The sequence below is a fragment of the Pseudarthrobacter sp. NamE2 genome, from assembly GCF_005796205.1.
Lineage (GTDB): Bacteria > Actinomycetota > Actinomycetes > Actinomycetales > Micrococcaceae > Arthrobacter.
Genome location: NZ_VAHN01000007.1, coordinates 83758 through 109354 on the forward strand (window position 1 = coordinate 83758; position 25597 = coordinate 109354).

Here is a 25597-nt window from a genome sequence, read left to right on the forward strand (position 1 = left end):
AGTAATGTGAAAGCGCCGCTAGCCAAGGGGCGTACGTGGCGCGCATGCTTAGCACTATGAACTCAGCGCCGAGCCCATATCGCGTCATTGCCGTCTGCACGGGCAACATCTGCCGCTCGCCCATGGCCGAAGTCATGCTGAAGGCGGCCCTCGAGCGCGAAGGGCTTGACGGCCTGGTGGAAGTCGATTCGGCCGGCACTACCGGCTACGAAGCCGGGCGCCCCATCGACCCCCGTGCGGCCCGCCGCCTGGCGGCAATCCAGCTCGCCTCCGAACTGCACATCGCACGCGAATGGCTTCCGGAGTGGTTCCGCCAGCGGGACCTGATCCTCGCTTTGGACATTGACCACCACGCCTGGCTGAGTGAAGCGGCCCCCGATGGCGAATCACTGGGCAAGATCCGCATGCTCCGCAGCTTCGATCCCGCCATGGCAGGCCGCGACCTCCTGGACCAGGGCATTGAAGACCCATGGTATGGCGGGCAGGCGGACTTCGACATTGTGTGGCGCCAGATCCATGCGGCCATCCCCGGGATCGTGGACCACATCAAGGCAGCAGTAGGGAGCCCCGCAGAGCTGCAGCGGCAGGGAAGCTAGGCGCCACCAGCCTCCTTTTGTAGTTGAGAATCGTTCTCAACTAGAGTGTCCTCATGGACCTCATCGTCGTTAGTTCCCTTGATGCCCTCTGCCGTCAGGAGGCGTGTGAAGGCCTGGCCGCATCCCATCCTGGCAGTGCGGTGGTTTTTTATGACCTGCTTGAGAACGGCCGTGTCATCCGCCGCGTCTACAACAGCACCGGTGTTATGGACCGGGACGAAACCCTGCTGGAGCACGGCTGCCTCAGCTGCGCCGTGCGGCTGGACCTGGCGCCGAGCCTCGAGCGGCTGATCCAGGCCGGGCAGGGACCGGTCATCGTCGGACTGCCCCCTGCAGTTCCTGCCGCAGCGGCCGTGTCCGCACTTAGCCACGGGCTTCGCAGTGAAGCAAGGGTCTCCTCGGTCATCGTCGCGTGTGCACCCGACGCGATGGAGGACCATATCCGGGATGCACACACGCTGTTCGAGTCCGGCTTCACCCCCGTGCCCGATGACGAGCGGACAGCCGGTGAATTCCTGCTGGGGGAACTCGTGTTCGCGGACACGGTCCTGCTCGCGGAGCCGGAGATTGTCCCGTCGGATCCGGCAGGACGGGACCGCGGCCTGCATCTGATCCGGGAACTGGCCCCGCATGCGGCCATCGCTTCGGATGCTGCCGCCGTTCATCACGGCTCGCATCACTACGCGGAAGCTGTACAGCGGACTGTCCCCGGCACCTTCCAGCCCCACAGAACTGCGGCCGCAGCCACAGGCTCCCCGTTCATCACAGTGTCCCAGCAGGTGGAACGGCCGCTGCATCCGGGCCGGTTCCGTCAGGCGCTGGGCACCCTCGCGGCAAGCTGCTGCGTCTTGCGGGGCCAACTATGGATGGCTTCGGCCCCCGAATGCCGGATAGCCATCCAGGGCATCGGAAACCGTGTGTGGCTGGAAAACGTCGGCAAGTGGCCGGAAAGCTACCTGAACGGAAAGCACGAAGGCCAGGCGACGTCCCCGGCCGCGGCCACCGTCATCATTGCAACCGGCGAGGATCTGGATCCGGCTGGGTTCGAACGGCTGCTGCGGAACTGCGAACTTACTGACGACGAACTGGCTTCCGGGGAGGACCTGCACGATCCCTTCGGGCTGGACACTGCCCGCTGACCGGGCTTCCGGGGTTGGCCCGTCAACCCACCATCGCCAGGAACACATAAATAAGGAGGAAACCATCATGAAGGTACGGAACTCGCTGCGCGCACTGAAGCAGATCCCGGGCGCCCAGATCGTCCGGCGCCGGGGCAGGACGTTCGTTATCAACAAGAAGAATCCCCGGATGAAAGCCCGGCAGGGATAACGGTACGCTCTAATATATGAGCCCACCCCCCGTCATTATCGCCATCGACGGGCGCTCCGGCGCAGGGAAGACCACACTCGCCGTCGAACTGGCCGCACGGTTGCGCGTCCACCACAAGGTCTCCCTGTTCCACCTCGAGGACATCTACCCCGGCTGGAACGGCCTTGCGGCCGGCGTCGAACGCTATGTTTCCACCGTCCTCACCCCGCTGAGCCGCGGCGAGGCAGCAACCTGGGTCAGCTGGGACTGGGAGAACCATTACGACGGCGACGCCCGGGTCACGCTGCCGGCAGAGATCGTTATCGTGGAGGGAGTGGGGGCAGCCGCCGCCGGGGCCCGCCCCTTCCTAACCGCGGTCATCTGGGCCGATTCACCGGACGATGTCCGGAAAACGAGGGCCCTCGAGCGCGACGGTGCAACCTATGCGCCCTACTGGGACCAGTGGGCGGCGCAGGAAGAGGAATGGCTGGCGGGCGACGACGTCCCGCAGCACGCCGAGGTCCGTGTACTCAATCGCGCGGACGGGTCAGCCGTGGTTGACCTGCTAAAGCTGCTCCCCTACCTTCCCGCGCTGGCGCCGGTCCTCGCCCCGGAACTGTCCGCCCGCCGGGGGCTCCGCCTCACAGCGGAACGGCTGGACCGGACACCCGGCGCCCCGGCCCTGTTCCGGTCACTGTACGGCGGATCGGCGAACTCCGTGTGGCTGGACTCCTCCAACGCGGCATCCGCGGCGGCAACAGCTGACGGCGCAGCAGGCAAGGAAGAGGCCGCGAGGACCGCCGCCGAACGCAGCCGGTTCACCATCATGGCGGACGATTCCGGCAGCTTTGGCCAGGCGGTGACACACCGGTCGGGCGAAAGCCTGATCAGCGCCGGCTCGGCAACCGTCCGGGTGGACGGGCCGTTCTTTCGCTGGCTCGACTCAGTCTGGGGCCGCCGGGCCGTCCGCACCCCTGATGGCTATCCGGGGCAGTTCACGCTAGGCTGGCTGGGCTGCCTGGGGTACGAATTGAAGCGTGAAACAGGCGGTTCCGACGTGCCTGCGCACACCCCGGATGCCGCCCTGATTTTCGCCGGCCGGGCAGTGGTGCTGGACCATCACGACGGCGCCACCTGGCTCCTGGCCCTTGAAGCCCCCGACGCCGAGGACTGGTTGGCGTCCGCGCGGCGCGCCGTGGACAATGCCTGCGCGCACGCTGCAGGAGAGGCAGCAGCGGATGCCGGCGGCAGCACCGGCGTCGTGCTTTCACCGGCTCCGGCCTTCTACAGCCGGGACACCGGCACCGCCTACCGGAAGAAGATTGCCGCCTCGCAGCACGAAATTGCAGAGGGCAACACCTACGAAGTCTGCCTCACCACTACCCTGTTGGCCCGGGTTCCGGCTGATGCCATGGATCCCTGGCGCACTTACCTGGCACTGCGCCGCCGGAACCCCGCACCCTTCGCAAGTTTCCTGCGGCTTGGTGCCCTGACAGTGGCGAGCACGTCGCCGGAGCGGTTCCTCAAGATCGCGTCCGACGGCGGCATGCGCGCCGAGCCGATCAAGGGAACGCGCCGCCGGGCTGCTGACCCGGCGGAGGATGAGCGGCTGCGGAGGGACCTGGCCATCTCCCTCAAGGACCGGGCGGAAAACATCATGATCGTGGACCTGCTGCGCAACGACCTCAGCCACTTTGCCGTCCCGGGGACCGTCACGGTGAGCAGGCTGTGCGCCATCGAGAGCTATGCCACCGTGCACCAGATGGTCAGCACCATCGATGCCCGCCTCCTGCCCGGATCATCGCGGGCGGAGGCGGTGGCTGCCTGCTTCCCGGCGGGCTCCATGACGGGCGCCCCGAAGATCAGCACCATGGCGATCCTCGACCGGCTGGAGGATGGCCCGCGCGGGGTCTACTCGGGCGCCATCGGATATTTCTCCCTGAACGGGGCCACCGACCTCGCCGTCGCCATCCGGACCCTGGTGATTAATGACGAAGGCGACGGTACCGCGGAACTTTCGCTAGGGGTCGGCGGGGCCATCACCGCTGATTCCGTTCCTGACGAGGAGTACGAGGAAATCCGGACCAAGGCCTACGGCGTCCTCTCGACGCTGGGCGCCGCATTCCCCGAGGACTGACGGTCCCCGGGGTTGGGCAGCGCCGGGCGGGCCGGCCGCAACCCGCCCGGACCTGGATTGTCAGCCGCGCCGGGCAGGACGGTCGAACTTCCATCCTTCGGACTTGAGCTCCGGGATGACCTGGTCCACCGCCTCCACTGTTTGGGTTCGGTCGCCGCCACCATCGTGCAGGAGCACTACGCCGCCGGGTGTGATGCCTTCGCGGATCCGCCTCACGAGTTCTGGCGTTCCCGGGGGCTCCCAATCGCTCACGGTCAGCTGCCAGCCGAGCGGCTGCAGGCCGAGTTCGGCGGCCACTTGGGGTGTCTGCCCCCAGCTTCCGTAGGGGGCACGGAAGTAGTCGATCTTCGCATCCGGAACGGCTTCCCGGATGACCGCGCTGGTTTCCAGGAGATCCGCCCTGATGGCGTTGGCACTCCATGTGCCCATGTTGTCGTGATGCATGGTGTGGTTGCACAGCAGGTGTCCGGCGGCGGCAATCTGCCGCACGATCTCCGGATGCTGCTTTACGTGGTCCCCCCATAAGCAGAACGTTGCCTTGACGTGGTGTTTCTCCAGCACAGCCAGCAGCCTGGGCGTGGTCACCGGGTCCGGCCCGTCATCAAACGTAAGGCTGATGTATTTGCCGTCGTGCCTTGTGGAATCGACGATGGCAGGAGTTGCCGCGTCCGCCTGGGCGGCTGGAGCCCCTGCAAGGCCCGCCGGAACTGAGGCGGCCAGGGCAAGGGCAGCTGCAGCGAGTGGGAGGGTTGCCTGGCGCCGGGAGACTGCGCGTTGGATCGGGAGCTTCATTGCTGTCCTTTCGGATCATCGCGGGCACTGCACACGGCATCGGGGTCCGCTGAGGACGCCGGAAGGTCGGCGCTCTGGCAGGAGGCGATGAGGAGCACTGCGAGGATAACGAGAGTTTCCGGTAATTTCCGGAATGCGCTCAGCGTAAGCTCCTGCCGGAAGCGCCGTCAAGGGTCGATGCGGGAAGAAGCACCCTCGGGCTGCCCGCGGCAGGAATCAGAGGCTGCCGGGCTCCGTGGTGCTCTCACGGACAACCAGGCGGGTGGCGAGTTCCACGCGCGGGCTCTCCGGCCCCTCCCCCTGGACCATGCGCAGTACGGTGCGGGCCGCAAGCTTGCCCATCTCGGCCAGCGGCTGGCGCACGGTGGTGAGGGGAGGCGAGGCCCAGCGCGCTTCGGGGAGGTCGTCAAAGCCTACGACGCTGATGTCCTCGGGCACCCGGAGACCTTTCTGGCGAACCGCTTCATAGACTCCGAGGGCCATTTGGTCGCTTGATGCGAAGACCGCTGAAGGCGGGTCTGCCAACTCCAGGAGCCGGCAGCCTGCCCGAAAGCCGGACTGGTAGTCGAAGTTCCCCTGAACCACGAGTTCCGGGTCGAAAGCAATACCCGCCGCGTCAAGACCCGCACGGTAGCCGTCCAGCCTCGCCCTGCTGCACCAGAGGCCTGGAGTTCCGGCCACGAACCCTATGCGGCGGTGCCCCGTTCCGGTCAGGTGCTCGGTGGCACCCACGGCCCCCGTCCAGTTCGTGGCGCCGATGGTTGGAACGTCGAGGTCGGGCACTCCGGCAGGATCAACAACCACCGCGGGCATCTGGAGGCGCTGCAGTTCGGCGCGGAGGAACGAGTCCAGGTCAGTGGTTACGAGGATGGCTCCGTCGCTGGCCCTGGCACTGACGTTGTCCAGCCACTGCCGCGTGGATGTGGCACCCGACTTGCGGTGGATGGCCGAGACAACAGTGGAAGCGCCTGCCTCGTTGGCCGCCTCTTCCACGCCGCGGATGATTTCCACTGCCCAGGGGCTGTCGAGGTCATTGAAGACCAGGTCGATCAGGCCGGAGCGCGCCCCGGCCGCCGGGCGGGTTCCCCGACGCTGGTAGCCGTAGTCCCGGAGCAGCGTTTCGACCCGTTCCCTGGTGCGGGGAGCAACATCGCCGCGGCCATTGAGCACGCGGGAGACCGTTGGCACGGATACACCCGCTTCCGCGGCAATGGCCGAAATTGTGACTGCCGGGCGGTGACTCTCCTGCACGCATTCCTCCTGGTCCGGTGCAAGTATAGGCGGCCTGCTGCAATAGCTGGCTTGAATTTTGGTGAAACCCTTGACGGTCTGTCCGGAATGTTCCTAATCTACTACGACCGAGTTCCGGAAATTTCCGGAACTCGGTCGGGCATGTGTCCGATTCTTTCGTACCTCAAAGGAGAGCTCTTCATGAAGGTTGCAAAACTCGTCGCCGCCGCCGCCCTGGCGTCGACCTTTGTCCTCCCTACGGCACTGCCGGCCATGGCAGCACAGGAGGACAAGCCGCAGCCCCCCGGCCTTGCCAAGCAGGACACCCTGCGCTGGGCCGCACCCAAGGACGTCCGCATCGGCACGGCTGTCGCCGGCGGCGGCCACCACGAAACAATGCCTTACGCCAACCCCTTCACTTCCGATGCGCAGTACCGTGAGTTGCTTGCTGCCGAGTTCAGCTCGGTGTCGCCGGAGAACCAGGCGAAATGGGAATTCATCCACCCCCAGCGCGACCAGTACCGCTTTGCGGAGATGGACGCCATCGTCGAGTTCGCCCAGCAGCACGGACAGGTGGTCCGTGGACACACGCTGTTCTGGCACAGCCAGAATCCCGCCTGGCTGGAACAGGGCAACTTCAGCAAGGAGGAACTCCGCTCCATCCTGAAGGACCACATCACTGCCGTGGTGGGACGGTACGCCGGCAAGATCCAGCAGTGGGATGTGGCCAACGAAATCTTCAACGAGAACGGAACACTGCGCACCACGGACAACATCTGGATCCGTGAACTCGGGCCGGAAATCATCGCGGACGCCTTCCGCTGGACCCATGAGGCCGATCCGAACGCCAAGCTGTTCTTCAACGACTACGGCGTGGAAGGCATCAACGCCAAGAGCACTGCTTATGTGGACCTGATTTCCAGGCTCCTCGCCCAGGGCGTCAAGGTTGACGGCTTCGCCGTGCAGGGCCACTTGAGCACCCAGTACGGCTTCCCGGGTGACATGCAGGCAAACCTTCAGCGCTTCGATGACCTCGGACTGGAAACTGCTGTCACCGAGATCGATGTCCGCATGAACATCGCCGCCGGCACTACGCCGACGCAAGAGCAGCTGGCCAAGCAGGCCAGCTACTACCAGCGGGCACTGGAGGCATGCCTCAACGTGGATGACTGCAAGTCCTTCACCATCTGGGGCTTCAACGACAAGTACTCCTGGGTGCCTGTATTCTTCACGGGCCAGGGCGAGGCAACTGTGATGTGGGAGGACTACACCCGCAAGCCTTCGTACTACGCACTGCAGTCCACTCTTGCTGCAGCGAAACCGGGCGGCGACAAGCGTTACGCCCAGCACCCCGCATACCAGCAGTAACAGAGACCTGAGCAACATAAAGATGGCCCGGTACCTCGCGGTTCCGGGCCATCTGCGTTGGGGCGGCTAACCTTCTGCCGCGTGAATCCTGAATGCGAGCGCGTGCGACTGGCCGGGATCCAGGACCACCAGGTCCTGGCCCGAATTGAAGGCGTCAGGCGGGCAGCTCATGGGCTCCACGGCCAGCCCCTTGCGGTTACGCAACTCGCCCGAGTAGAGCTGCACCCAGGGTGCCTGGATACCGGTTGACTGCACCACTGCCGCCAGCTTGAGGGCCGGGTTGCGGAGGGTGACATCCCATTCCCCCTCGGGAAGGGCGGTGAAGGCGTGGTCCAGCGACTGACCGCCAATGCTCCGGATCTCCGAGAAATCAAAGTCCGTCCCCTTGGTATCCATCAGCCCTGCAGGCCGGAGCTGCTCATCGGTCAGCAGCACCTTGCCGGCCCGGAAGCCCAGTTCGCAGTTTGAAATGTCCTCGCCGCCCACTGTGATGTAGGGGTGTGAGCCGCAGCCGTAGGGCGCCGCTGCGGCGCCGCAGTTGCGGGCACCAAGTTCGGCCCGCAGTCCGGCGTCCTCATCCAGCACATAGGACACGGAGAGGGCAAGCTGGAAAGGGTAGCCGGGTTCGCCGTGGAGCACGTGGGTCAGGGTCACTGCGGCCTGGCTACGCTGCTCCACCCGCCATTCGCTCCACAGTGCCAGCCCGTGCAGCGCACTTCCGGTGGACGCCTCGTTGACAGGCAGCTCGAAGCGCTGTCCGCCAAAGGCAAAGGCTCCGCCCGCCACCCGGTTCGGCCAGGGCATGAGCGTTTTGCCCGCATAAGCCGGAGGCAGCTGGCCCGGGGGGAAGGGCAGCACCAGGTCGTGGCCGCGGAAGGAGAGGCGCTGCAGCCCCGCTCCAACGGTCGTGACGGCTGCTGCGTAATGCCCCGCTTCAAGGGTGATCAGCTCACCGTTGGGGTTCGAGGTGGATGACATACGGTTCCTTCCGGGACTTGGGACAGGCGTCAGCTGGCGCCGGGACTTGCCGTGCTCTGGCGGACAACGAGGGATGTTGCGAGGTCCAGGCGCGGATTCTGGGGCCGGTCCCCTTCCCGAAGGCGCAGGACCATGCGCGCGGCTTCTTCGGCCATCTCGATCAGCGGCTGGTGCACGGTGGTGAGGGCAGGACTGGACCACCGCGCCACCTGGAGGTCGTCGTATCCCACAATGGACAACTCCTGCGGAACGGACAGCCCAAGCTGACGGGCTGCATCCAGCACACCGAGCGCCTGGAGATCGCTCCCCGCGAAGATGGCGGTGGGCCTGTCCTTCATCTGCAGCAGTTCGAGGGCGTGTGCGCGCCCGCCGTCCACATGGAAATCCCCGTAGCGGATCAGGGAGCGGTCAATCGGAATACCGGCAGTGTTGAGGGCCGAACTGTAGCCGTCGATGCGCGCCAGCGAGCACATCATGTCCTCCGGACCGGAAATTGCGGCAATGCGGCGGTGGCCCAGTTCGATCAGGTGGCGGGTGGCCATCATGCCGCCGGCCCAGTTGGCCGAGCCCACTGACGGGACATCGGGAGCGGGGTCGCCGGCGGGATCGATGATCACGAAGGGGATGGAGCGCGATTCCAGCTGCTGCCGGTATTCCAACGGCAGGTCGGAGAAGACCAGGACCACCCCTGCGGGCCGCCGGGCCATCACTCCTTCAACCCAGCCCGCACCCGGCGCTTTCCTGGTGCCGCTTTCCGTAAGGATCACGCTCATACCGTTCGCCTTGGCCACATTCTCCACGCCACGGATGATCTCCAGCGCCCAGGCACTCTCGAGTTCCGGGAAGACCAGTTCGAGGAGCGCAGATTTCGACGCGGCATTCCGCCGCTTGTACCCGTGCTCCTCCAAAAGCTCCTCAACTTTCGCCCGGGTTTTTCGAGAAACATCGGAACGGCCGTTAAGGACTTTTGAGATTGTCGATAGCGAGACGCCGGCCTCCTCCGCCAGTTGTGCCAAGGTTACGCGCGCATCGGAAGGAGTAACGGGGCTGGTCATGGAGGACAGCATAGCGAAAGTTTCAGTCAAAAGCTCGCAACATAGCGAAACGGTTGCACCGCCGCGAGACCCGTTCTAGACTGTGATCCACCAAACAACTTTCGGTCAAAGCATCGAAACTTTCGAGAGGCGTTCAAGGATGAACAAGAACGGATGGGTAACCCGGGGCCTTGCCGGCCTGGGGGCCCTGGCCCTTGGCCTGACAATGGCCGGCTGCTCCGGAGGCTCCGGCTCGGCAAGCCGGCCCGAAAACGAAATTCACATCGCCATGTACGGCGATGCCGGCAATACGGTCGAACAGAAGATCATCGACACCTTCAACGCCACATCTGAGGTAAAGGTGGTCCTGGACAAGATTCCGGGCGCCGAATACCAGTCCAAGCTGCAGACCATCATGGATACGCCCAACGCTCCCGATATCTTCTTCAACTGGGGCGGCGGCAGCATCAAGAGTTTCGTGGACGCGGACCTGGTGCTGCCTTTGGATGACTTCATCAAGGAAGATCCCCAGCTGAAGGAAGCCTTCCTGCCATCGGTGTTCGACACGGCTGTGATCGACGGGAAGTCCTACGGCATCCCCATGCGCGGCACGCAGCCGGTCATGCTCTTCAACAACTCCAAGGTCCTCGCTGATGCGGGCATTAGTGCCCCGCCGGCGACCTGGGAAGAGCTGCTGGAGGACGTGAAGATCCTCAAGGACAAGGGCATCACCCCCATCGCCCTGGGCGCCGGCGACCGGTGGCCCACACTGATGTGGTTTGAATACCTCTACGACCGGGTTGCCGGTGATGGCCTCTTCAAGAAGGCCCTCGAAGGGGACACCAGCGTCTGGGAGTCCGAAGACAGCCGCAAAGCGCTTGGCATGCTGCGGGAGCTTGTGGATGCAGGAGCGTTCGGCACCAACTTCGACTCGGTGAAGTTCACCGACGGCGGGTCCCCCGCCCTGCTGGCGAGCGGCAAGGCCGGCTTTGAACTGATGGGTTCTTGGGAGTACTCCACCCAGCAGAGCAACGACGCGCAGTTCGCCGCCGAGGTCCTCGGTTACAGCGAGTTCCCGAAGGTCGAAGGTGGAAAGGGCGACGAAAACAACCTCGTGGGTAACACCAACAACTTCTACTCGGTCCACAAAAACACGCGCTACCCGGAAGTCGCGCGCGATTTCCTGAAGCTCATGTACTCCGATCAGTTTGTGCAGGAGCAGGTAGGCATCGGTAACCTCCCCACCACCACGAATACCGAGAAGTTCCTCGACAAAGCGGCGGATCCCGAATACGCCAAGTACCAGTTCAACCTGGTCAAGGAAGCGCCGTCCTTCCAGCTTTCGTGGGACCAGGCGTACCCGCCGGAAGCGACTGTCACCATCCTCACCGCCGTCTCCCAGTTCTTCAGCGGACAGATTGACGAAGACGGCTTCATCAAGGCCATGCAGAGCCTCTAGGAAAAAACCATGACCACGACGCTTGCAAACCGCAGGCGCCCGACACGCGCGGGCGGCCCCGAAGAGGGCCGCCCCGCGCGCCGGAACGGCTCCTCCTCGAGCCGTCCCGGCTTTGTCTGGGCCCTTCCTGCCACCATCTTCTTCGGACTCTTCGCGCTGGTCCCGCTGATCGCGGTGGCGGTGCTGTCCTTCACCACGTGGAGAGGCCTCGGCGACCCCAAGTTCGTAGGGCTCAAGAACTGGGAATCCCTCTTCCAGGACCCTGTCATGCTCCAGAGCCTCTGGCTCAGCCTGCTGTTTATTGTGCTTGGCATCGTGACCCAGACACCGCTGAGCATCCTGCTGGGCGTCTGGGCAGCCGGCACGCAGAAAAACCGCGCCATTCTGAGCGCCATCTACTTCGTTCCGCTGCTGCTGTCCTCAGCCGCGATCTCCGTCCTGTGGCGTGCCCTTCTTGACCCCAACTTCGGCATTCCGGGGCAGATGTCCTGGCTGTTTGGCGACGGCAATGTCCTGGGCACCCAGACCGGCGCCATCGCGGTGCTGATCTTCGTGGGCATGTGGCAGTTCACGCCGTTCCACACACTCATTTACCAGGGTGCAGCCAAGCAGATTCCGCCGGTCCTGTACCAGGCCGCGTCGATCGACGGCGCCGGTACCGTCAGGCAGTTCTTCAGCATCACCCTGCCGCAGCTGAAAAACAGCATCATCACGTCCGTGATCCTGATGGTGGTGGGCGGCCTGACCACCTTTGAAACGGTCCTGATCCTGACCAACGGCGGACCGGGCACCAGCACCACCATCACCGCTTTCCACATGTACCAGGAAGCGTTCCGCCGGTTCGATTTCGGTGCCGGCAGTGCCATCGCCCTTGTACTGGTCATCATCTCCACGGCAATTTCATTTGCTGTGGTCCGCGTTTCCGGATACGACAAGATGCGCAGTTCCCTGGAGGGGCTCTAAATGAAAACGCGTCCGAATTACCTCGCCGGCATCGGCGCCTTCATCTGGCTGGCCATCGTTGCTGTTCCGCTGTACGTAATGCTTTCCGCGACCTTCCAGACTCGTGCCGAGTTCGGCGACAACGGGCCGCTGTCCCTGCCGACCAGCTTCACGCTGCAGAACTATGTGGATGCCATCACCAGCGGCTTCGGCCGGTACTTCTTCAACACAGTCATCGTTACGGTCGGCGTCGTTGGCCTGGTCCTGCTTCTTGTACCCCCGCTGAGCTATGCCATCGTCCGGAGCCAGAGCCGCGCTGCCTCGGTCATCTTCCGCGTGTTCCTCCTGGGCCTGGCCATTCCCGCCCAGGCTGTCATCGTTCCGGTGTTCTACCTGATCAACACTGTGGGCCTCTATGACAATCTGCTGGGCGTTATTCTTCCGACGGCGGCCTTCGCCCTTCCGATCTGCACCATCATCCTCAGCGGAACCATGCGGGACATTACTCCCGAGCTGTACGAGGCGATGGCCATGGACGGCGCCACCCCCGCCCGTTCCTTCCTTCGCCTGGTCCTGCCGCTGTCCAAGGGCGGATTGTCCACCATCGCGGTGTTCTCGGCCCTCCAGGCCTGGAACGGGTTCCTCTTCCCGCTGATCCTGACGCAGTCCGAATCCACCCGGGTGGTCACCCTCGGCCTGTTCAACTTCCAGACGCAGTTCGGCATCAACATCCCGGGCCTCCTGGCCGCCGTGACCCTCTCCATGGTGCCGGTTCTGCTCGCCTACCTCTTCGCGCGCCGCGCACTAGTCCAGGGCCTCATGGGCGCTGGCGGAAAGTAATCATGACGGAAACAAAAACCCACAGCGCGCCGTGGCGCGACACCGCCGCCACGACCCAGGAGCGCGCCGACAGCCTCATCGCAGCCATGACGCTCCGGGAAAAGACTGCCCAGCTCTACGGAGTATGGGTGGGTGCCTCCAGCGAGGGCGGCGAGGTTGCCCCGCACCAGAACGAAATGAATCCGCCCGTTGACCTGGACACGATCCTGCCGCACGGCCTCGGCCAGCTCACCAGGCCGTTCGGCACCGCGCCCGTGGACCCGGCCCTGGGCGCCCTGTCACTGCAGCGGACCCAACAGCGCATTGCCGCGGCGAACCGCTTCGGCATCCCGGCACTGGTTCACGAGGAATGCCTGGCCGGCTTTGCCGCATGGCAGGCCACGGCCTACCCGGTGCCGCTGGCATGGGGCGCCACATTCAACGCCGAACTCATCCGCACCATGGGCGCGGCAATCGGTGCCGACATGCGGTCCGTCGGTGTGCACCAGGGCCTCGCCCCTGTCCTGGACGTCGTCCGTGACGCGCGGTGGGGCCGGGTGGAAGAGACCATCGGTGAAGACCCTTACCTGATCGGAACCCTCGCCACCGCCTACATCCAAGGCCTCGAAAGCAGCGGCATCGTCGCCACCCTCAAGCACTTCGTTGGCTACTCGGCCTCAAAGGCGGGCCGGAACCTGGCGCCCGTTTCCGTGGGGGCCCGCGAACTGGCCGACGTCCTCCTTCCGCCGTTCGAGATGGCCATCCGGGAATCCGGCGTGCGCTCCGTTATGCACGCCTACACCGACCTGGACGGCGTCCCCACCGCCGCAGACTCATCCCTGCTGACGGACCTCCTGCGTGATACCTGGGGATTCAATGGCACCGTGGTGGCGGACTACTTCGGGGTCGCTTTCCTCAAGAACCTGCACGCGGTGGCCGGATCGTTCGGCGAGGCGGCGGCAGCCGCCCTGGCCGCCGGCGTCGACGTCGAACTTCCCACCGTCCACGCATTCGGCGAGCACCTCATCGCAGAAGTCGAAGCCGGCCGCGTCCCTGTCAGCCTCATTGACCGCGCGCTGCACCGGGTCCTCGTCCAGAAAATTGACCTGGGCTTGCTGGATGAGGACTGGTCTGCCGTTCCGGCCGCCCTGCAGGAAGCCAACCTGCAGGATGCCGCACGCCTGGAAGGCAGCGTCACGCTGGACACCGAGGCCAACCGCAAGCTGGCGGCACAGATTGCCGAAGAATCAATCGTCCTGGTCAGCAACAACGGCGTTTTGCCGCTTCGCAGCCCCGGCCGGATCGCCGTCGTCGGACCCAACGCGGACAACACCCAGGCATTCCTGGGCTGCTACTCCTTCCCGGCGCACGTTGGCGGGCAACACCCCGATGTCCCGGTGGGCATCGAATTGCCCACCGTCGCTGAGGCCCTGCGGGCCGAGTTCCCCGGCAGCTCGATCACCGTCACCGCGGGCTGCTCCGTCGACGGCGACTCCCCCGGAGGTTTTGACGACGCCGTTGCTGCCGCGGCTGCCGCGGACGTCGTGGTCGCCGTCTTGGGAGACCGCGCCGGCCTCTTCGGCCGGGGAACCAGCGGTGAAGGCTGCGACGTGGAATCCCTGGTGCTGCCGGGCGTCCAGCAGCAGCTGCTGGACCGGTTGATCCGCACCGGCAAACCCGTGGTGCTGGTGCTCCTCACCGGACGCCCCTACGCCGTGGGCTCTGCGGCGGAAAATGCCGCCGCGATCGTCCAGGCCTTCTTCCCCGGCGAGGAAGGCGGACCGGCCGTGGCAAAGGTACTCAGCGGCCGGGTCAACCCGAGCGGGCGCCTGCCCGTCAGCATTCCCGCCCGCCCGGGCGCGCAGCCTTCCACGTACCTGGCGTCCCGCCTCGCACGTGCCAGCAGCGTCTCCAACATCGATCCCGCGGCTGCCTTCCCGTTCGGCCACGGCCTCAGCTACACCACGTTCGAGTGGAGTGGTTTGACCGTTGACGGGCCCGCTGCCGTGCCGGTGGATGGCGAAGCCGCCGCCAGCATTACCGTCACCAACACGGGCGACCGTGCCGGAACGGAACTGGTGCAGCTGTACCTGCACGACGGCGTCGCATCGGTTGTGCGGCCGGAGCAAAAACTCGTGGGGTATGCCCGTGTACCCTTGGACCCCGGAGCCTCAGCCAGGGTGTCCTTTACCGTGCCGGCCGACGTTACCTCGTTCACCGGCCGCGACGGCCGCAGGATCGTCGAACCCGGCGGTATCGAGCTCGGCTTCGGCGCCTCCAGCGGTGACATACGCCTGCGGGCAACAGTCACGCTCACCGGTGAGACGCGGGCTGTGGACCACACCCGGCGGCTGCACTGCGGCGTGACGGTAACACCGGACGCCTGACGCATTGGCCGGGGCGTCGCTTTCCGGGCGCCTCGGCCATCCGCATCTTCCCGCCCCGCACTGCATACTCCTGCACCTCCAAGCGAAAGGAAGCGACATGGGCATCGGCCTTCACCGCCTGACGATCTTTGCAACGACCCGTGCCGAGGCAGAGGAAAAGCTCAACAGCTCGGTCCAGCAGCTCCGTGACGTCGCCATGCAAAATCCGACAAGGGGTATTCTCGTGACGAAGAGGGGCGCTGGCCATTTCACGGTTGAACTCAGCGACCAGGTCCCCTACGGGCAGACTTGGGAATCCGTAACGCACCGGGATTCCGCCAGCTAAACCCGCTCAAGACAAGCGGCGGACCCCATCACCAGTGCCTCCAGACAAGTTAGGTTTGCCGCGTGACGGACACCGCATCATCCCCCACTCATGGGTCCCGGCCGCCCCGGACAACAAAGTATGTCCTGATGCTTGGCGCACTTGCCGCGCTTCCGGCTGTAACCACCGACATGTACCTGCCTTCGTTGCCCGACGTCGCGCAGGACTTTGAAACCAGCCAGGCTGCCGCCCAGCTGACATTGTCCGGCACCCTCCTCGGCGGAGGGGTGGGCCAGCTGGTTATCGGCCCGTTTTCCGACCGGTTCGGCCGGCGGCTGCCGCTGATCATCGGGATTTCACTGCACATCCTGATCTCGTTGCTGTGCTCCATCACGCCCAACATCGAAACCCTCACCGGTTTGCGCGTCCTGCAGGGCTTCTTCAACGCGGCGGCAGCGGTGGTGGCCATCGCGGTCATCCGGGACCGTTTCGTGGGTTCCGCAGCCGCCCGGCTGCTGTCCCGCCTGATGCTGGTGATCGGCGTCGCCCCGCTCTTCGCCCCCACGATAGGCCAGGCCATCGCGGGACTCTGGCACTGGCGGGCCGTCTTTTATGCGCTGGCGCTCATCGGCGTGCTCCTTGTGGCCATCGTGTGGAAATTCATGCCGGAGACGCTGCCCGAGGACAGGCGGAGCCCCGGGCGCCCAGGGCATGTCGCCGGGGCCTACTGGGCGCTGCTGCGGGACAAACACTTTATGGCGCTGGCCGTCATCCCGGGGTTGGGCCTTGCCCTGATCATGAGCTACGTGGTGGGTTCACCCTTCGTATTCCAGAACGAGTACGGCTTCACGGAGCAGCAGTTCGCGCTTGCCTTCGCCCTGAACGGCGCGGCACTTGTCCTCTCGGCACAGCTCAACGCAGCGCTGGTCCGGAAATTCCCGCCGGTCCGCCTCCTGCGCACCGCTGTCCTCGTCCAGCTGGCGCTTGCCATGCTGCTCCTCGCGGTGGTGGCCACCGGCGCCGGCGGCGCGTTCGGCCTCATGGCGGGACTGTGGCTTGTCCTGGCCGCGCAGGGAATGATTCCGGCCAACGCCTCGGTGCTCGCGCTGCACAACTACGGGCATATGGCCGGAACTGCGGCAGCCGTGATCGGCGCCTTGCAGTCCGGCGTGGCGGGCCTGGTGAGCCCGCTGGTGGGGCTGTTGGGCGGCACGGCTTTCTCGATGGTCAGCGTGATGATCGGCAGCTGCCTCCTGACCGTTGCGGTGCTGGCGGCCGGAACGTCCGCCTACCGCAAGGGCGGCTGGCCGGAGTCCGCAGAGCGCAGCGGCGAGCGCCTGCCAGCCGATGACTAGCGGCGCCTATTGCACCGTCGCGGTCAGCCGCGCCACGTTATCCACATAGCGGGCGGCGAGCGGCCGCTTGATCCAGTCCGAGAGCCGCAGCTCGTGGGAGATGTCCCGGTAGGTATCCTCCACGGCCCGCATCTTGGCGACAATGTCCTCACCGAGCAGCATCACGGACACTTCCAGGTTGAGGGAGAAGGACCTCATGTCCATGTTGCTGGAACCCAGGACCGCCACCTCGTCGTCGATGGTGAAGTGCTTGGCATGCAGCACGAACGGAGCCTTGTAGAGGTAGATCCTGACCCCGGCTTCGAGGAGCGCCTCGTAGTAGGAACTCTGTGCGTGGTGGACCAGGAACTGGTCACCCTTCTCGGAGACGAACAGCTCCACGTCCACCCCCCGCTGGGCCGCCGTGGTGATGGCGTACAGCAAGGAATCGTCCGGCACGAAGTAGGGGCTGCAGATGGAGATGCGGTGCTGGGCCGAATAGATCAACGTATTGAACAGGCGCAGGTTGTTTTCGGTGCTGAACCCCGGGCCGCTGGGCACCACCTGGGCGGTGACGTTGCCCGGGTGGTGGTCAGCGGGCAGCTGCAGCTGGTCTTCCAGCGATTCGTCGGTCTCGCTGAGCCAGTCGGTGGCGAAGACAACATTCAGGGTGGTGACAATGGGCCCGCGCAGGCACGCCATCAGTTCGATCCATTCGCGCCCGGCCTTGCGGTGCCGGGGGTTGTTGTAGGAGGGTTCGATCAGGTTCTGTGATCCCGTGAAGGCAATTTCGCCGTCCACCACCATGATCTTCCGGTGGTTCCGCAGGTCGGGCCGGCGCCACTGGCCGTGGATCGGCATGAGCGGAAGCATCCGCTTCCATTGGATCTTGCCGGCTTTGAGCCGCTTGAGGAGTTTCCGGTAGCCCTGGACGCGGAGGGTGCCGATGTGGTCGAAGAGCACCCGCACTTCAACACCGCGTTCGGCGGCTTCCTCCAGGGCCGTGAGGAGTTCGTCCGTGATGTGGTCCGTGCTCATGATGTAGAACTCTGCGTTGACGAACTTTTTCGCCTTCCGCACCGCCTCGGTCATGGCCACGATGGAGTCCGGGTAGCCGGGAATGAGGTCCACGGAATTGCCGTCCACCATCGGCAGCGACCCGAGCCTGCGGTTCAGCTCCGCGGCGGACGTCACCCATTCCGGGCCCGGGTAATGGCTTTCGACGTCGGCGAGCGAGGAGATGCCCGCCTTCACCCTGTCATTGACCAGCTGCTGTTGCTCCCGCCGCCTGCGCGAGAGTTGGAAATTGCCGAACAGCAGGAACAGGATGATTCCCAGGAACGGCACAAAGAAAATGCCCAGCAGCCACGCCATCGCTGTCGTGGGACGCCGGTTCCCGGGGATGATGCCCACGGCAAGGACCCTGATGACCAGGTCGGCGACGCCCAGCAGCACCACGACCCACATCGGCGCGGTGCCGGCAAGCGGAAACGGCCACAACACGGAAAAAGCAACCCCCGGATAATGAGCTCCCGGCGGGCGGTTCCCGGCGGGCACTTCGCCCAGCTTAGCCGCGCGGCGCCGCACTAAGCTGTAGCCATGACCTCACCTGCCTCGGTTGTTCTCGTTTTCCTTGACCCCGCCTTCCCGGACGGCCGGCTGGCGGACGCTACGAAGCCGCAGCTGATGGTCACGGACCAGGGTGCCACCCGGGGCGACGGCGTGTTCGAGACAATGCTCGCCGTCGGAGGCCATGTCCGGAAGATGCAGGCCCACCTGGACAGGCTTGGGGGCTCGGCAGAGGCCCTGGACCTGGTCATTCCGGAGCAGGACGAGTGGCGGCGGGCCATCGCCACAGCCGTGAACGAGCACCGCGCGCAGCATCCGCCTGCCGGGGCCGAGGACGAACTGGTGGTCAAGCTGGTGGTCACAAGGGGCGTGGAGGGCGCCGCTGCGCCTACCGCCTGGGTGCAGGTGGCGCCCGCGGGAGCGGCAGGCCGCCGCCAGCGTGAAACGGGCATCGATGTCATCCTCCTTGACCGTGGGTACGACAGCGACGTGGCCGAGCGTGCCCCCTGGCTCCTCCTGGGCGCCAAGACCCTCTCCTACGCCGTCAACATGGCGGCACTTCGCCACGCCCGGAAGCAGGGCGCCGACGACGTCATTTTCTTCTCCTCCGATGGCCGGGTCCTGGAAGGCCCCACGTCCACGGTGCTGCTTGCCCGGGTGGAAAAGTCCGACGACGGCACAACAGTCAAGCGCCTCGTCACCCCGCAGCTGGACAGCGGCATCCTGGCCGGCACCTCCCAGGGCGCCCTGTTCAAGGCCGCCAAGGCGGCGGGCTGGCAGCTCGGCTACGGACCGCTGGTGCCCCGGGACCTGCTGGACGCCGACGCCGTCTGGCTGATCTCCAGCGTGCGGCTGCTGGCCCCGGTCAACCGCATCGACGGCAAGGAAATCGGAACACTTTCGCTGCAGAAGGAGCTGACGGCCGAGCTGGCCGGGCTGTTCGCCGGGATCCAATAGCACGACATCTGGAACATCAGGATGCAGGACCGCCGGCGCGCTTCTTTGGAGTAGTTCCGGGACCTAGCCGGTCCGCCGGGCCAGCTGGGCTTCCAGCCCGGTGAGCCGGATGGTCAGTCCCTGGTCCAGTTCCTCGGACCCGTCGTAGTCGGCAAGGGCAGGCGCCAGGGCGCGGAGCCTCGGGAAGTCCTTTGCCGGGAGCCGGTGCAGGCCCAGCCGGAGCAGCGCCTCGCTTTCTTCCGGATCCACAATGAACTCCTGCAGCTCGTTCAGGATGTGGCCATAAAGGAACCCGTAGTACGCGCGGTAGACGTGCAGGGCGTCTGAGGGTTCGAACCCTGCGGCGATCAACAGGGAAAGGATCTGCTCGAGCGGGCGGAGGGTGCCGAGGGGTCGCATTCCCAGCGGCGTGGACAGCGGCCTGGTGACCAGCAGCGGCACCACGTGGGGGTGCTGGAGTGCCAGCTTGCGGAAGTCGTGGGCGAGGAGCCGGAGTTGTACCTTCCAATCGGGGTCTCCGGGCTGGATGGAGAGTTCATCCAGGACGAGCTCGGCCACGCCGTCAAGAAGTGCCGCACGGCTCTCCGCGTACCGGTAGAGGCTCATCGGGTCACAGCCCAGCCTTTGGCCGAGGCGGCGCATGGTCAGTGCGTCAATGCCTTCAGCGTCCACCAGTTCCAGCGCCTTGGACAGCACTGCGTCCCTGCTGAGCGGCGGCTTTTGACTGCCGGAGCTGCGGCGGCTTTTGGCCCGGTTTGCGGATCCCATTGTTTTGTCCAAGAGTGGGTGCGGCCTTCCGGAGGGTCATTCCAAGCACTTGCCGGAAGCGTGGTCTACGGGTAAAGTCTACAGTGTAGATCGGGCGTAAGCCTCACGTGGGGTCCCAGTTTTCCGCAGGACCCAGTCACACTCCACTGCCTCCGTGCAAGGCACTGAAGTCCGTTGCTGTAGTCCCACGGCAGCGTCACGCACTTAGCGAAGGGACGCCTTCATGGCACATTCGCAGTTCGACACTTTTCTCCAGGAAGCCACCTACCTCGACCAGGCCCCTGGATATACGCTCAACCGTGACCGCCTTTACGGCCTCTACACCAGCTGGTGCTTCATCAACCAGCAGGTGCTCGGCAATGAGGACAGTTTCTGGGCAGCGATGAACAGCCGGATCGACCCGGACCACAACAATCTCCGCATGAAGGGTCCGGCGGCAACCGATTACATCCTCACAAGCCGCCCCGACCTGGTCTAGGGCCAAAGCCAAAAAAGCGTGAACCGCCGGCAGCTGCCGGCGGTTCACGCTTTTTTAGTTCCGCCTGGCAGGGACCATGGCTACGTCGGAATGATCTTGAAGAGGAACCTGGTCCGCACCATGACCCAGAGCAGCCCCAGCACCACGGCGTAGGCAAGGGTGTTGAGCAGAATGTTCTCCTGCTGCAAAACGGGGATATTGGCTACGACGGCGATCAAAACCACGTGCATGATGAACACGTAGAGCGTGGCGCGGCCCAGCGGAATCAGGAACCACCCGAGGGCGCGCTGCACCGGTTTCCAGAAGACCGTGAGGAAGGCGTAAGCCGCCACCACCAGCACCAGGACATTGAGCAGCCGGCCGGGTGCCAGGTAGGTCCGGGCAAACAGCGCATCGTAGGCGGCGCGGTACAGCGTGTCCGGGATGAGGGCCAGGCGGACATCGAATCCGTTGGCCAGGTACGGGTTGCCCCAGGACAGGAAGGCGAAGAGGAAGGCGAGCGCGGTGCAAGCGGCCACCATCCAGGTCCGCGCCGAGAGCCACGTAACAATGCTGCGCCTATGAAATCCGGCCACAAGGCCGATCACGAACAGCACCTGCCACACGAGCAGCGGAAATGAGTCCTCGAACTGCGAGGGCAGCAGCCGGAAACGGGTGGTTGATCCTACCGCGTAAACCGCGAGTGTCCCTGCCAGCACCCACCAGGCCTTGCCCCGGTTGAGCGCCCAGAGGATCAGCGGGCCGGCCAGGAGCAGCACCACATACAGTCCCATGACGTTGAACTGCCACGGGCCGAACTGGAGCAGCAGGATGGCGGGAAGGATTTGCGGCGGTACCGGGAACTGGAACAGTGACTCCATGCCGGCATAGAGGTCGTAGGTCCGTCCGGCGCCGTCGTGCCCTGCCCCGCCGGTGCCCTGGTCCACGAAGGTAGTGAGCGCCTCGGACCGGAAGATGGGCAGCAGGGACACCAGGAAGACCCCAACCAGGACCACCAGGGCCGTCAGGTAGAGCTTGCCGGCGCGCCTGGAGGTCAGATCCACCACCGAGCCGAACTCGTCCTTCACCCGGGGCCCGTAGACCATGCCCACCACCAGTCCGGAGAAGAGCACGAACAGTTCGGCACCTGACACAAAGCCGACGGCTTCCTGGGTGAGCAGCTGGAACAGGGATGTCATGCCCAGGTGATTCACCACCACGAACACGATGGCCAGCCCGCGCAGCAGGTCCACGCGCGAGTCCCGGTTGGACGGGTCTGCGTAGCCCCAGTGTGTTGCGGCGTTGACGCGGCGGGGGATCTGCCACAATGCCACCAGCAGGATGAGGAGTGCGGCCCCTACGGTCCAGGCGGCGGCGCCGGCCAGTGTGTTGGCACGGACGTACCCGCCACCGGCAGTGACTTCGGTGACCGGGCCCGTCACCACGGACGAGGACTCGATCCGCTCCAGCGCGGCCTTGGCGATGCCCGGGTTGCCGGTCAGGAGCCAGTCGATGCTGGCCACCCCGGTATCCCTGGTGCTGGTCCGTTCGTCCCATACGATGGCGGCCGTCCTGGCAAAGTCTGCGGACGTGGCCACCCCCACCACCTGGTTCCACCAGTCGACTTTGATGTCACCCTCGGGCGCACCGCCGGAGGCAGGGCTGTAGAAGGCTGCGGTCTGCAGGAGGAACGGTTTTTTCCGGTCCACGGCGTAGGTGCCATAGAAGTTCTCGCCACCGGGCGCAGTCAGCATCTCCTGCAGTTCACCCGCTCGTGGAAAGGTGTTGACGGCTGCGCCGCCTGCAGTGTCATCGTGGTAGGCGGTCAGACCCACCCAGTCAACGGCGTCGTCACCGGGGTAAAAGGGTTCGTAGGCACTGTCGGATCCGTCCCAGGCGCCGTCGCCGTTCGTGTCCAGCAGGGCGAAGCCTTCACTTCCGGGGGCCGGGGCGTTCCGGTTCCGGTCAAAGGGGTAGTCCTTGCCTAGGTAGGGCTCCCATACCAGGATGGCGCTGCCGCCGTCGGAATCCTTGAAGGCGGACGAAACCGCCCTGAAGGCGTCCCGGTACGCGGCAGGCTGCTGGCCCCATTCCACCCAGCTGGCGTTCATGTCCGGCGCAAACCGGACCAGCACCTCCCCGATGAACCCGGATGTCAGGTTCCGGACCTCGCCGGCGAACGCCTCAGCAGCCGCAGCATCGATCTGGTCGAGGGGTACCGTGGGCTTCACGGTCAGCATCGCGTGCGCGCCCTGCAGCGACGCCTGCTCCAGGAAACCCCGGATGTCGTCCTGCTCGGAGGGACGGTAGGGAAACGCGAGATCATGCCCGAAAACGGCAGGCGAAGTGCCTAGGCGTTCAGCAAAACCGGCGGCTGTATCCTCGCCCCACTCCAGGACCGCACCGAGCAGCGGCTTGCCCTCGTCCGTGACAGGTTCCGCCGCCCGCGCCGCTCCGGAGGGAAGGAAAACTGCCAGCAGCGCAACAAACAGGGCGGCAAGGAACGCTGCCAGCGCACGGAGACGGGGGACCCGGAGTGGACTGGTACGGCGTCGTGGCGCGACCGCGCGCGTGTTCATAGGGACCCCCCCAGATACTGTTCTTCGGCGACGGGGCGCTGCCCCCAAGAACTGTATCTGGCCGCCTGGCCGCGAAGGGAAAGAAAAACCCGCCCACCTGCGCTGATGCCGCCGTCGTACCTTCCCTTGCCCCTCCTGCGCCGCCGCCTCCGGCAGGGGGTCCGCTTCAGTTACGCAACATGACGACGGCGGCGATGCGGGCGCCGGTGCCAGATGTTACGTTTTTGGGGAGTAATGAGTACCGGCGCCAAGCCCTGACTGGCCGGTCGGCAACCCTCCTTCCGCGGCGGGGTGCCTCAGGTGAATACTCGGCATATCGACCGTATTCGAGCTGCAAGCGTGAGAGAAGGAGATCCGTCGTGTCTGACGCGCCTGCCCCTGAAGAAAAGCTGTCCTACCGCCTCATCAGTGGGCCGGACAACCGTGAATTCTGCGAGCGGATCTCAAACGCCCTCGCCGAGGGCTACGTGCTGCACGGCAGCCCGGCGGCAGCCTTCAACGGCACCAGCGTCATCGTTGCCCAGGCCGTGGTCCTGCCCGCTGCGATCGCTTCGGCGGATGCGGCCGTCGCCACTGCCGTGGACGACCTGGAAGCAGCCAACGAAGACCTCGAGTTCGACGGCGAGGGCCACGCATGAGCTACGCCGGGGACCTGACGCCGCAGGAAGCCTGGGCCAAGCTGGAGCAGGGCGCCATCCTGGTGGATGTCCGTACCGAGGGCGAATGGGCCCACATCGGCATCCCGGATACCAAAGCCACGGACAATGATCCCCTGTTCATCCAGTGGACGTTCCCGGGCGGAATCCCCAACCCGGACTTCATCAAGGACCTGAGCCAGCAGGCGCCGGAGGATTCGAACACCGAGCTGCTGTTCATCTGCCGCTCCGGCCAGCGCTCCATCGCCGCTGCGATCGCCGCCACGCAGGCCGGCTTCACGTCCTACAACGTCCTTGAAGGCTTCGAAGGCGAACCCGACCGCTACGGCGAACGCACCGTCAACGGCTGGAAGAACCGCGGCCTGCCTACGAACCTGGGAAACAACTAAGTGACTTTCAACGAAGACGCCGCTGGCTGGAGTCCCGACACCCAGGCCGTCCGCGGCGGGCTGGACCGTACCAACTTCCAGGAAACCGCGGAGCCGGTCTTTTTGAACTCGGGCTTCGTCTACGAGTCCGCCGCCGCTGCGGAGCGTGCCTTCACAGGCGAAGACGAACGCTTTGTCTACTCCCGCTACGGCAACCCCTCGGTGGCCACTTTCCAGGAGCGGCTCCGCCTGCTCGAAGGCACCGAAGCGTGCTTCGCGACGGCGTCCGGCATGTCGGCAGTCTTCACCGCCCTGGGTGCGTTGCTGGGTGCCGGTGACCGGGTGGTGGCGGCCCGTTCGCTGTTCGGCTCCTGTTTTGTCATCCTGAACGAAATCCTGCCCCGCTGGGGCGTGGAGACGGTGTTCGTGGACGGACCGGACCTGGAGCAGTGGCGGTCGGCTTTGTCCGAACCCACCACTGCCGTATTCTTCGAATCGCCGTCCAACCCCATGCAGGAGATCGTGGATATCGCCGCGGTCAGCGAGCTGGCGCACGCGGCCGGGGCCACCGTCGTCGTCGACAATGTCTTTGCCACTCCCCTGCTGCAGCGCTGTGGGCAGCTCGGCGCGGACGTCATTGTCTACTCCGGGACCAAGCACATCGACGGCCAGGGCCGGGTGATGGGCGGCGCGATCCTGGGCAGCAAGGAGTTCATCGAGGGCCCGGTCAAGCAGCTGATGCGGCACACCGGGCCGTCGCTCTCGCCGTTCAATGCGTGGGTGCTCACTAAGGGCCTGGAAACCATGGCCCTGCGCGTGAACCATTCTTCCGCCACCGCCCTGCGTTTGGCGGAGTGGCTGGAGCAGCAGCCTGCCGTGAACTGGGTGAAGTATCCGCTGCTGAAATCCCACCCGCAGTATGAGTTGGCTGCGAAGCAGATGAAGGCCGGTGGTACGGTGCTCACGCTGGAGCTTGCCCCTTCGGGCGGGCGTTCCGGCAAGGAGGCCGCGTTTGCGCTGCTGGACGGGCTGCGCATCATCGACATCTCCAACAACCTGGGTGACTCGAAGTCCCTCATCACCCACCCGGCCACCACCACGCACCGTGCCATGGGGCCCGAGGGCCGCGCCGCGATTGGCCTGAGCGACGCCGTGGTCCGTCTCTCCGTGGGGCTCGAGGATGCCGACGACCTCATCCGGGACCTGGAACAGGCGCTGAAGCAGATCTAGCTGGCTTTGCGGGGCTTTGCGTCGTTCGGTTGGAGCTCCAGCTTTGCTTCCACCCGGTCCCCGGCGCTGATCCCGGCCTTGTCCCGTACTGCCTTCTTCACCGGCAGCAGGTAGGAGCCGGTTTTGGCGTCGGGGAAAAGCGACGTCTGCCAGCTGTGTCCGGCAACTTCCGCCGTGACCTTCACCGACCCGAAGGCTTTGCTGCTGGTGCTTTGCTCCGCGACGTCATCAGCCACGGCCGGCGGCAGGGTGAGGAAGTGCCAGCCGGCCTCGCCGGGGAACAGCCACAGCTCGGCAACAAATACGTACGACGGCGTCACGCGCC

At 65.3% G+C, this 25597-nt stretch carries 24 protein-coding genes and 1 riboswitch; of the genes, 16 read left to right on the top strand and 8 right to left on the bottom strand.

The window, feature by feature from the left end; genetic code table 11:
* Positions 1-56: 56 nt before the first annotated feature.
* The 4 genes from FDW83_RS10150 to pabB all read left to right on the top strand — a co-directional run bounded on the left by FDW83_RS10150 (position 57) and on the right by pabB (position 4041).
* On the top strand, positions 57-596 hold the full coding sequence (locus FDW83_RS10150) for a low molecular weight protein-tyrosine-phosphatase (RefSeq protein WP_138137974.1): 540 nt from the start codon (positions 57-59) through the stop codon (positions 594-596).
* Between the two features lie 53 nt (positions 597-649).
* On the top strand, positions 650-1735 hold the full coding sequence (locus FDW83_RS10155) for a GTP-binding protein (protein ID WP_138137975.1): 1086 nt from the start codon (positions 650-652) through the stop codon (positions 1733-1735).
* 67 nt (positions 1736-1802) lie between these two features.
* Complete coding sequence (ykgO, locus tag FDW83_RS10160) at positions 1803-1925, top strand: type B 50S ribosomal protein L36 (RefSeq protein ID WP_138137976.1); 123 nt, start codon at positions 1803-1805, stop codon at positions 1923-1925.
* Between the two features lie 16 nt (positions 1926-1941).
* Positions 1942-4041, top strand: a complete 2100-nt coding sequence (gene pabB, locus FDW83_RS10165) for an aminodeoxychorismate synthase component I (RefSeq protein ID WP_138137977.1) — start codon at positions 1942-1944, stop codon at positions 4039-4041.
* Positions 4042-4101: 60 nt separating this feature from the next.
* Here pabB and FDW83_RS10170 read toward each other — a convergent pair whose 3' ends face one another.
* Entirely contained in the window at positions 4102-4833 is a 732-nt protein-coding gene (locus FDW83_RS10170) for a polysaccharide deacetylase family protein (RefSeq protein WP_138137978.1), read from the bottom strand.
* Between the two features lie 216 nt (positions 4834-5049).
* Positions 5050-6084 carry a LacI family DNA-binding transcriptional regulator gene (locus FDW83_RS10175; RefSeq protein ID WP_138137979.1) on the bottom strand — a complete coding sequence of 345 codons (1035 nt, stop codon included), beginning with the start codon at positions 6082-6084 and terminating at the stop codon, positions 5050-5052.
* 180 nt (positions 6085-6264) lie between these two features.
* Between FDW83_RS10175 and FDW83_RS10180 the strand changes: the two genes are divergently transcribed.
* Positions 6265-7431: an endo-1,4-beta-xylanase gene (locus tag FDW83_RS10180; RefSeq protein ID WP_138137980.1), complete on the top strand. Its 1167-nt coding sequence runs from the start codon at positions 6265-6267 to the stop codon at positions 7429-7431.
* Between the two features lie 66 nt (positions 7432-7497).
* On the opposite strand, the gene FDW83_RS10185 is transcribed toward FDW83_RS10180, so the two are convergent.
* The gene (locus FDW83_RS10185; protein ID WP_138137981.1) at positions 7498-8409 is read right to left on the bottom strand and encodes an aldose-1-epimerase; all 912 of its coding nucleotides are present in this window, start codon (positions 8407-8409) and stop codon (positions 7498-7500) included.
* Positions 8410-8438: 29 nt separating this feature from the next.
* The gene (locus FDW83_RS10190) at positions 8439-9464 is read right to left on the bottom strand and encodes a LacI family DNA-binding transcriptional regulator (RefSeq protein WP_138137982.1); all 1026 of its coding nucleotides are present in this window, start codon (positions 9462-9464) and stop codon (positions 8439-8441) included.
* A gap of 139 nt (positions 9465-9603) precedes the next feature.
* Between FDW83_RS10190 and FDW83_RS10195 the strand changes: the two genes are divergently transcribed.
* The 6 genes from FDW83_RS10195 (at position 9604) to FDW83_RS10220 (ending at position 16709) form a co-directional block, all read left to right on the top strand.
* A complete protein-coding gene (locus FDW83_RS10195) occupies positions 9604-10902 on the top strand; it encodes an extracellular solute-binding protein (protein ID WP_138137983.1) in 1299 nt (432 codons plus the stop codon).
* 9 nt (positions 10903-10911) lie between these two features.
* Positions 10912-11865: a carbohydrate ABC transporter permease gene (locus FDW83_RS10200; RefSeq protein WP_138137984.1), complete on the top strand. Its 954-nt coding sequence runs from the start codon at positions 10912-10914 to the stop codon at positions 11863-11865.
* Positions 11866-12684, top strand: coding sequence for a carbohydrate ABC transporter permease (locus FDW83_RS10205; protein WP_138137985.1), 819 nt, complete (start codon positions 11866-11868; stop codon positions 12682-12684).
* Between the two features lie 2 nt (positions 12685-12686).
* On the top strand, positions 12687-15050 hold the full coding sequence (locus FDW83_RS10210; protein WP_138137986.1) for a beta-glucosidase: 2364 nt from the start codon (positions 12687-12689) through the stop codon (positions 15048-15050).
* A gap of 97 nt (positions 15051-15147) precedes the next feature.
* Positions 15148-15375: a hypothetical protein gene (locus FDW83_RS10215; RefSeq protein ID WP_138137987.1), complete on the top strand. Its 228-nt coding sequence runs from the start codon at positions 15148-15150 to the stop codon at positions 15373-15375.
* A 128-nt stretch (positions 15376-15503) separates the two neighbouring features.
* The gene (locus FDW83_RS10220; protein WP_138137988.1) at positions 15504-16709 is read left to right on the top strand and encodes a multidrug effflux MFS transporter; all 1206 of its coding nucleotides are present in this window, start codon (positions 15504-15506) and stop codon (positions 16707-16709) included.
* 6 nt (positions 16710-16715) lie between these two features.
* On the opposite strand, the gene cls is transcribed toward FDW83_RS10220, so the two are convergent.
* Positions 16716-18155 carry a cardiolipin synthase gene (gene cls / locus FDW83_RS10225; protein ID WP_138138081.1) on the bottom strand — a complete coding sequence of 480 codons (1440 nt, stop codon included), beginning with the start codon at positions 18153-18155 and terminating at the stop codon, positions 16716-16718.
* Positions 18156-18287: 132 nt separating this feature from the next.
* Here cls and FDW83_RS10230 point away from each other — a divergent pair, with 132 nt between their 5' ends.
* Positions 18288-19214 (top strand): aminodeoxychorismate lyase, encoded by a 927-nt coding sequence (locus FDW83_RS10230; RefSeq protein WP_138137989.1) that lies wholly within the window; start codon positions 18288-18290, stop codon positions 19212-19214.
* Positions 19215-19277: 63 nt separating this feature from the next.
* Here FDW83_RS10230 and FDW83_RS10235 read toward each other — a convergent pair whose 3' ends face one another.
* A complete protein-coding gene (locus FDW83_RS10235) occupies positions 19278-19982 on the bottom strand; it encodes a TetR/AcrR family transcriptional regulator C-terminal domain-containing protein (RefSeq protein WP_138137990.1) in 705 nt (234 codons plus the stop codon).
* A 223-nt stretch (positions 19983-20205) separates the two neighbouring features.
* Between FDW83_RS10235 and FDW83_RS10240 the strand changes: the two genes are divergently transcribed.
* Positions 20206-20460: a hypothetical protein gene (locus tag FDW83_RS10240; protein ID WP_138137991.1), complete on the top strand. Its 255-nt coding sequence runs from the start codon at positions 20206-20208 to the stop codon at positions 20458-20460.
* An 80-nt stretch (positions 20461-20540) separates the two neighbouring features.
* Here FDW83_RS10240 and opgC read toward each other — a convergent pair whose 3' ends face one another.
* Positions 20541-23018, bottom strand: a complete 2478-nt coding sequence (gene opgC / locus FDW83_RS10245; protein WP_138137992.1) for an OpgC domain-containing protein — start codon at positions 23016-23018, stop codon at positions 20541-20543.
* Positions 23019-23248: 230 nt separating this feature from the next.
* Positions 23249-23364: riboswitch (SAM riboswitch) on the top strand.
* A gap of 13 nt (positions 23365-23377) precedes the next feature.
* On the opposite strand from opgC, the gene FDW83_RS10250 reads away from it, so the two are divergent.
* From FDW83_RS10250 to FDW83_RS10260, 3 genes are read left to right on the top strand one after another with little or no spacing between them, the layout of a single operon-like run.
* Positions 23378-23656 carry a DUF1737 domain-containing protein gene (locus FDW83_RS10250; protein ID WP_138137993.1) on the top strand — a complete coding sequence of 93 codons (279 nt, stop codon included), beginning with the start codon at positions 23378-23380 and terminating at the stop codon, positions 23654-23656.
* Positions 23653-24063 carry a rhodanese-like domain-containing protein gene (locus tag FDW83_RS10255; protein ID WP_138137994.1) on the top strand — a complete coding sequence of 137 codons (411 nt, stop codon included), beginning with the start codon at positions 23653-23655 and terminating at the stop codon, positions 24061-24063. The genes FDW83_RS10250 and FDW83_RS10255 overlap by 4 nt, the downstream gene beginning before the upstream one ends.
* The gene (locus FDW83_RS10260) at positions 24064-25272 is read left to right on the top strand and encodes an O-succinylhomoserine sulfhydrylase (RefSeq protein ID WP_138137995.1); all 1209 of its coding nucleotides are present in this window, start codon (positions 24064-24066) and stop codon (positions 25270-25272) included.
* Here the strand turns inward: FDW83_RS10260 and FDW83_RS10265 are convergent.
* Positions 25269-25592, bottom strand: a complete 324-nt coding sequence (locus tag FDW83_RS10265; RefSeq protein ID WP_205754669.1) for a DUF1905 domain-containing protein — start codon at positions 25590-25592, stop codon at positions 25269-25271. The two genes, FDW83_RS10260 and FDW83_RS10265, sit on opposite strands and share 4 nt — an antisense overlap.
* Between the last annotated feature and the right edge of the window lie 5 nt (positions 25593-25597).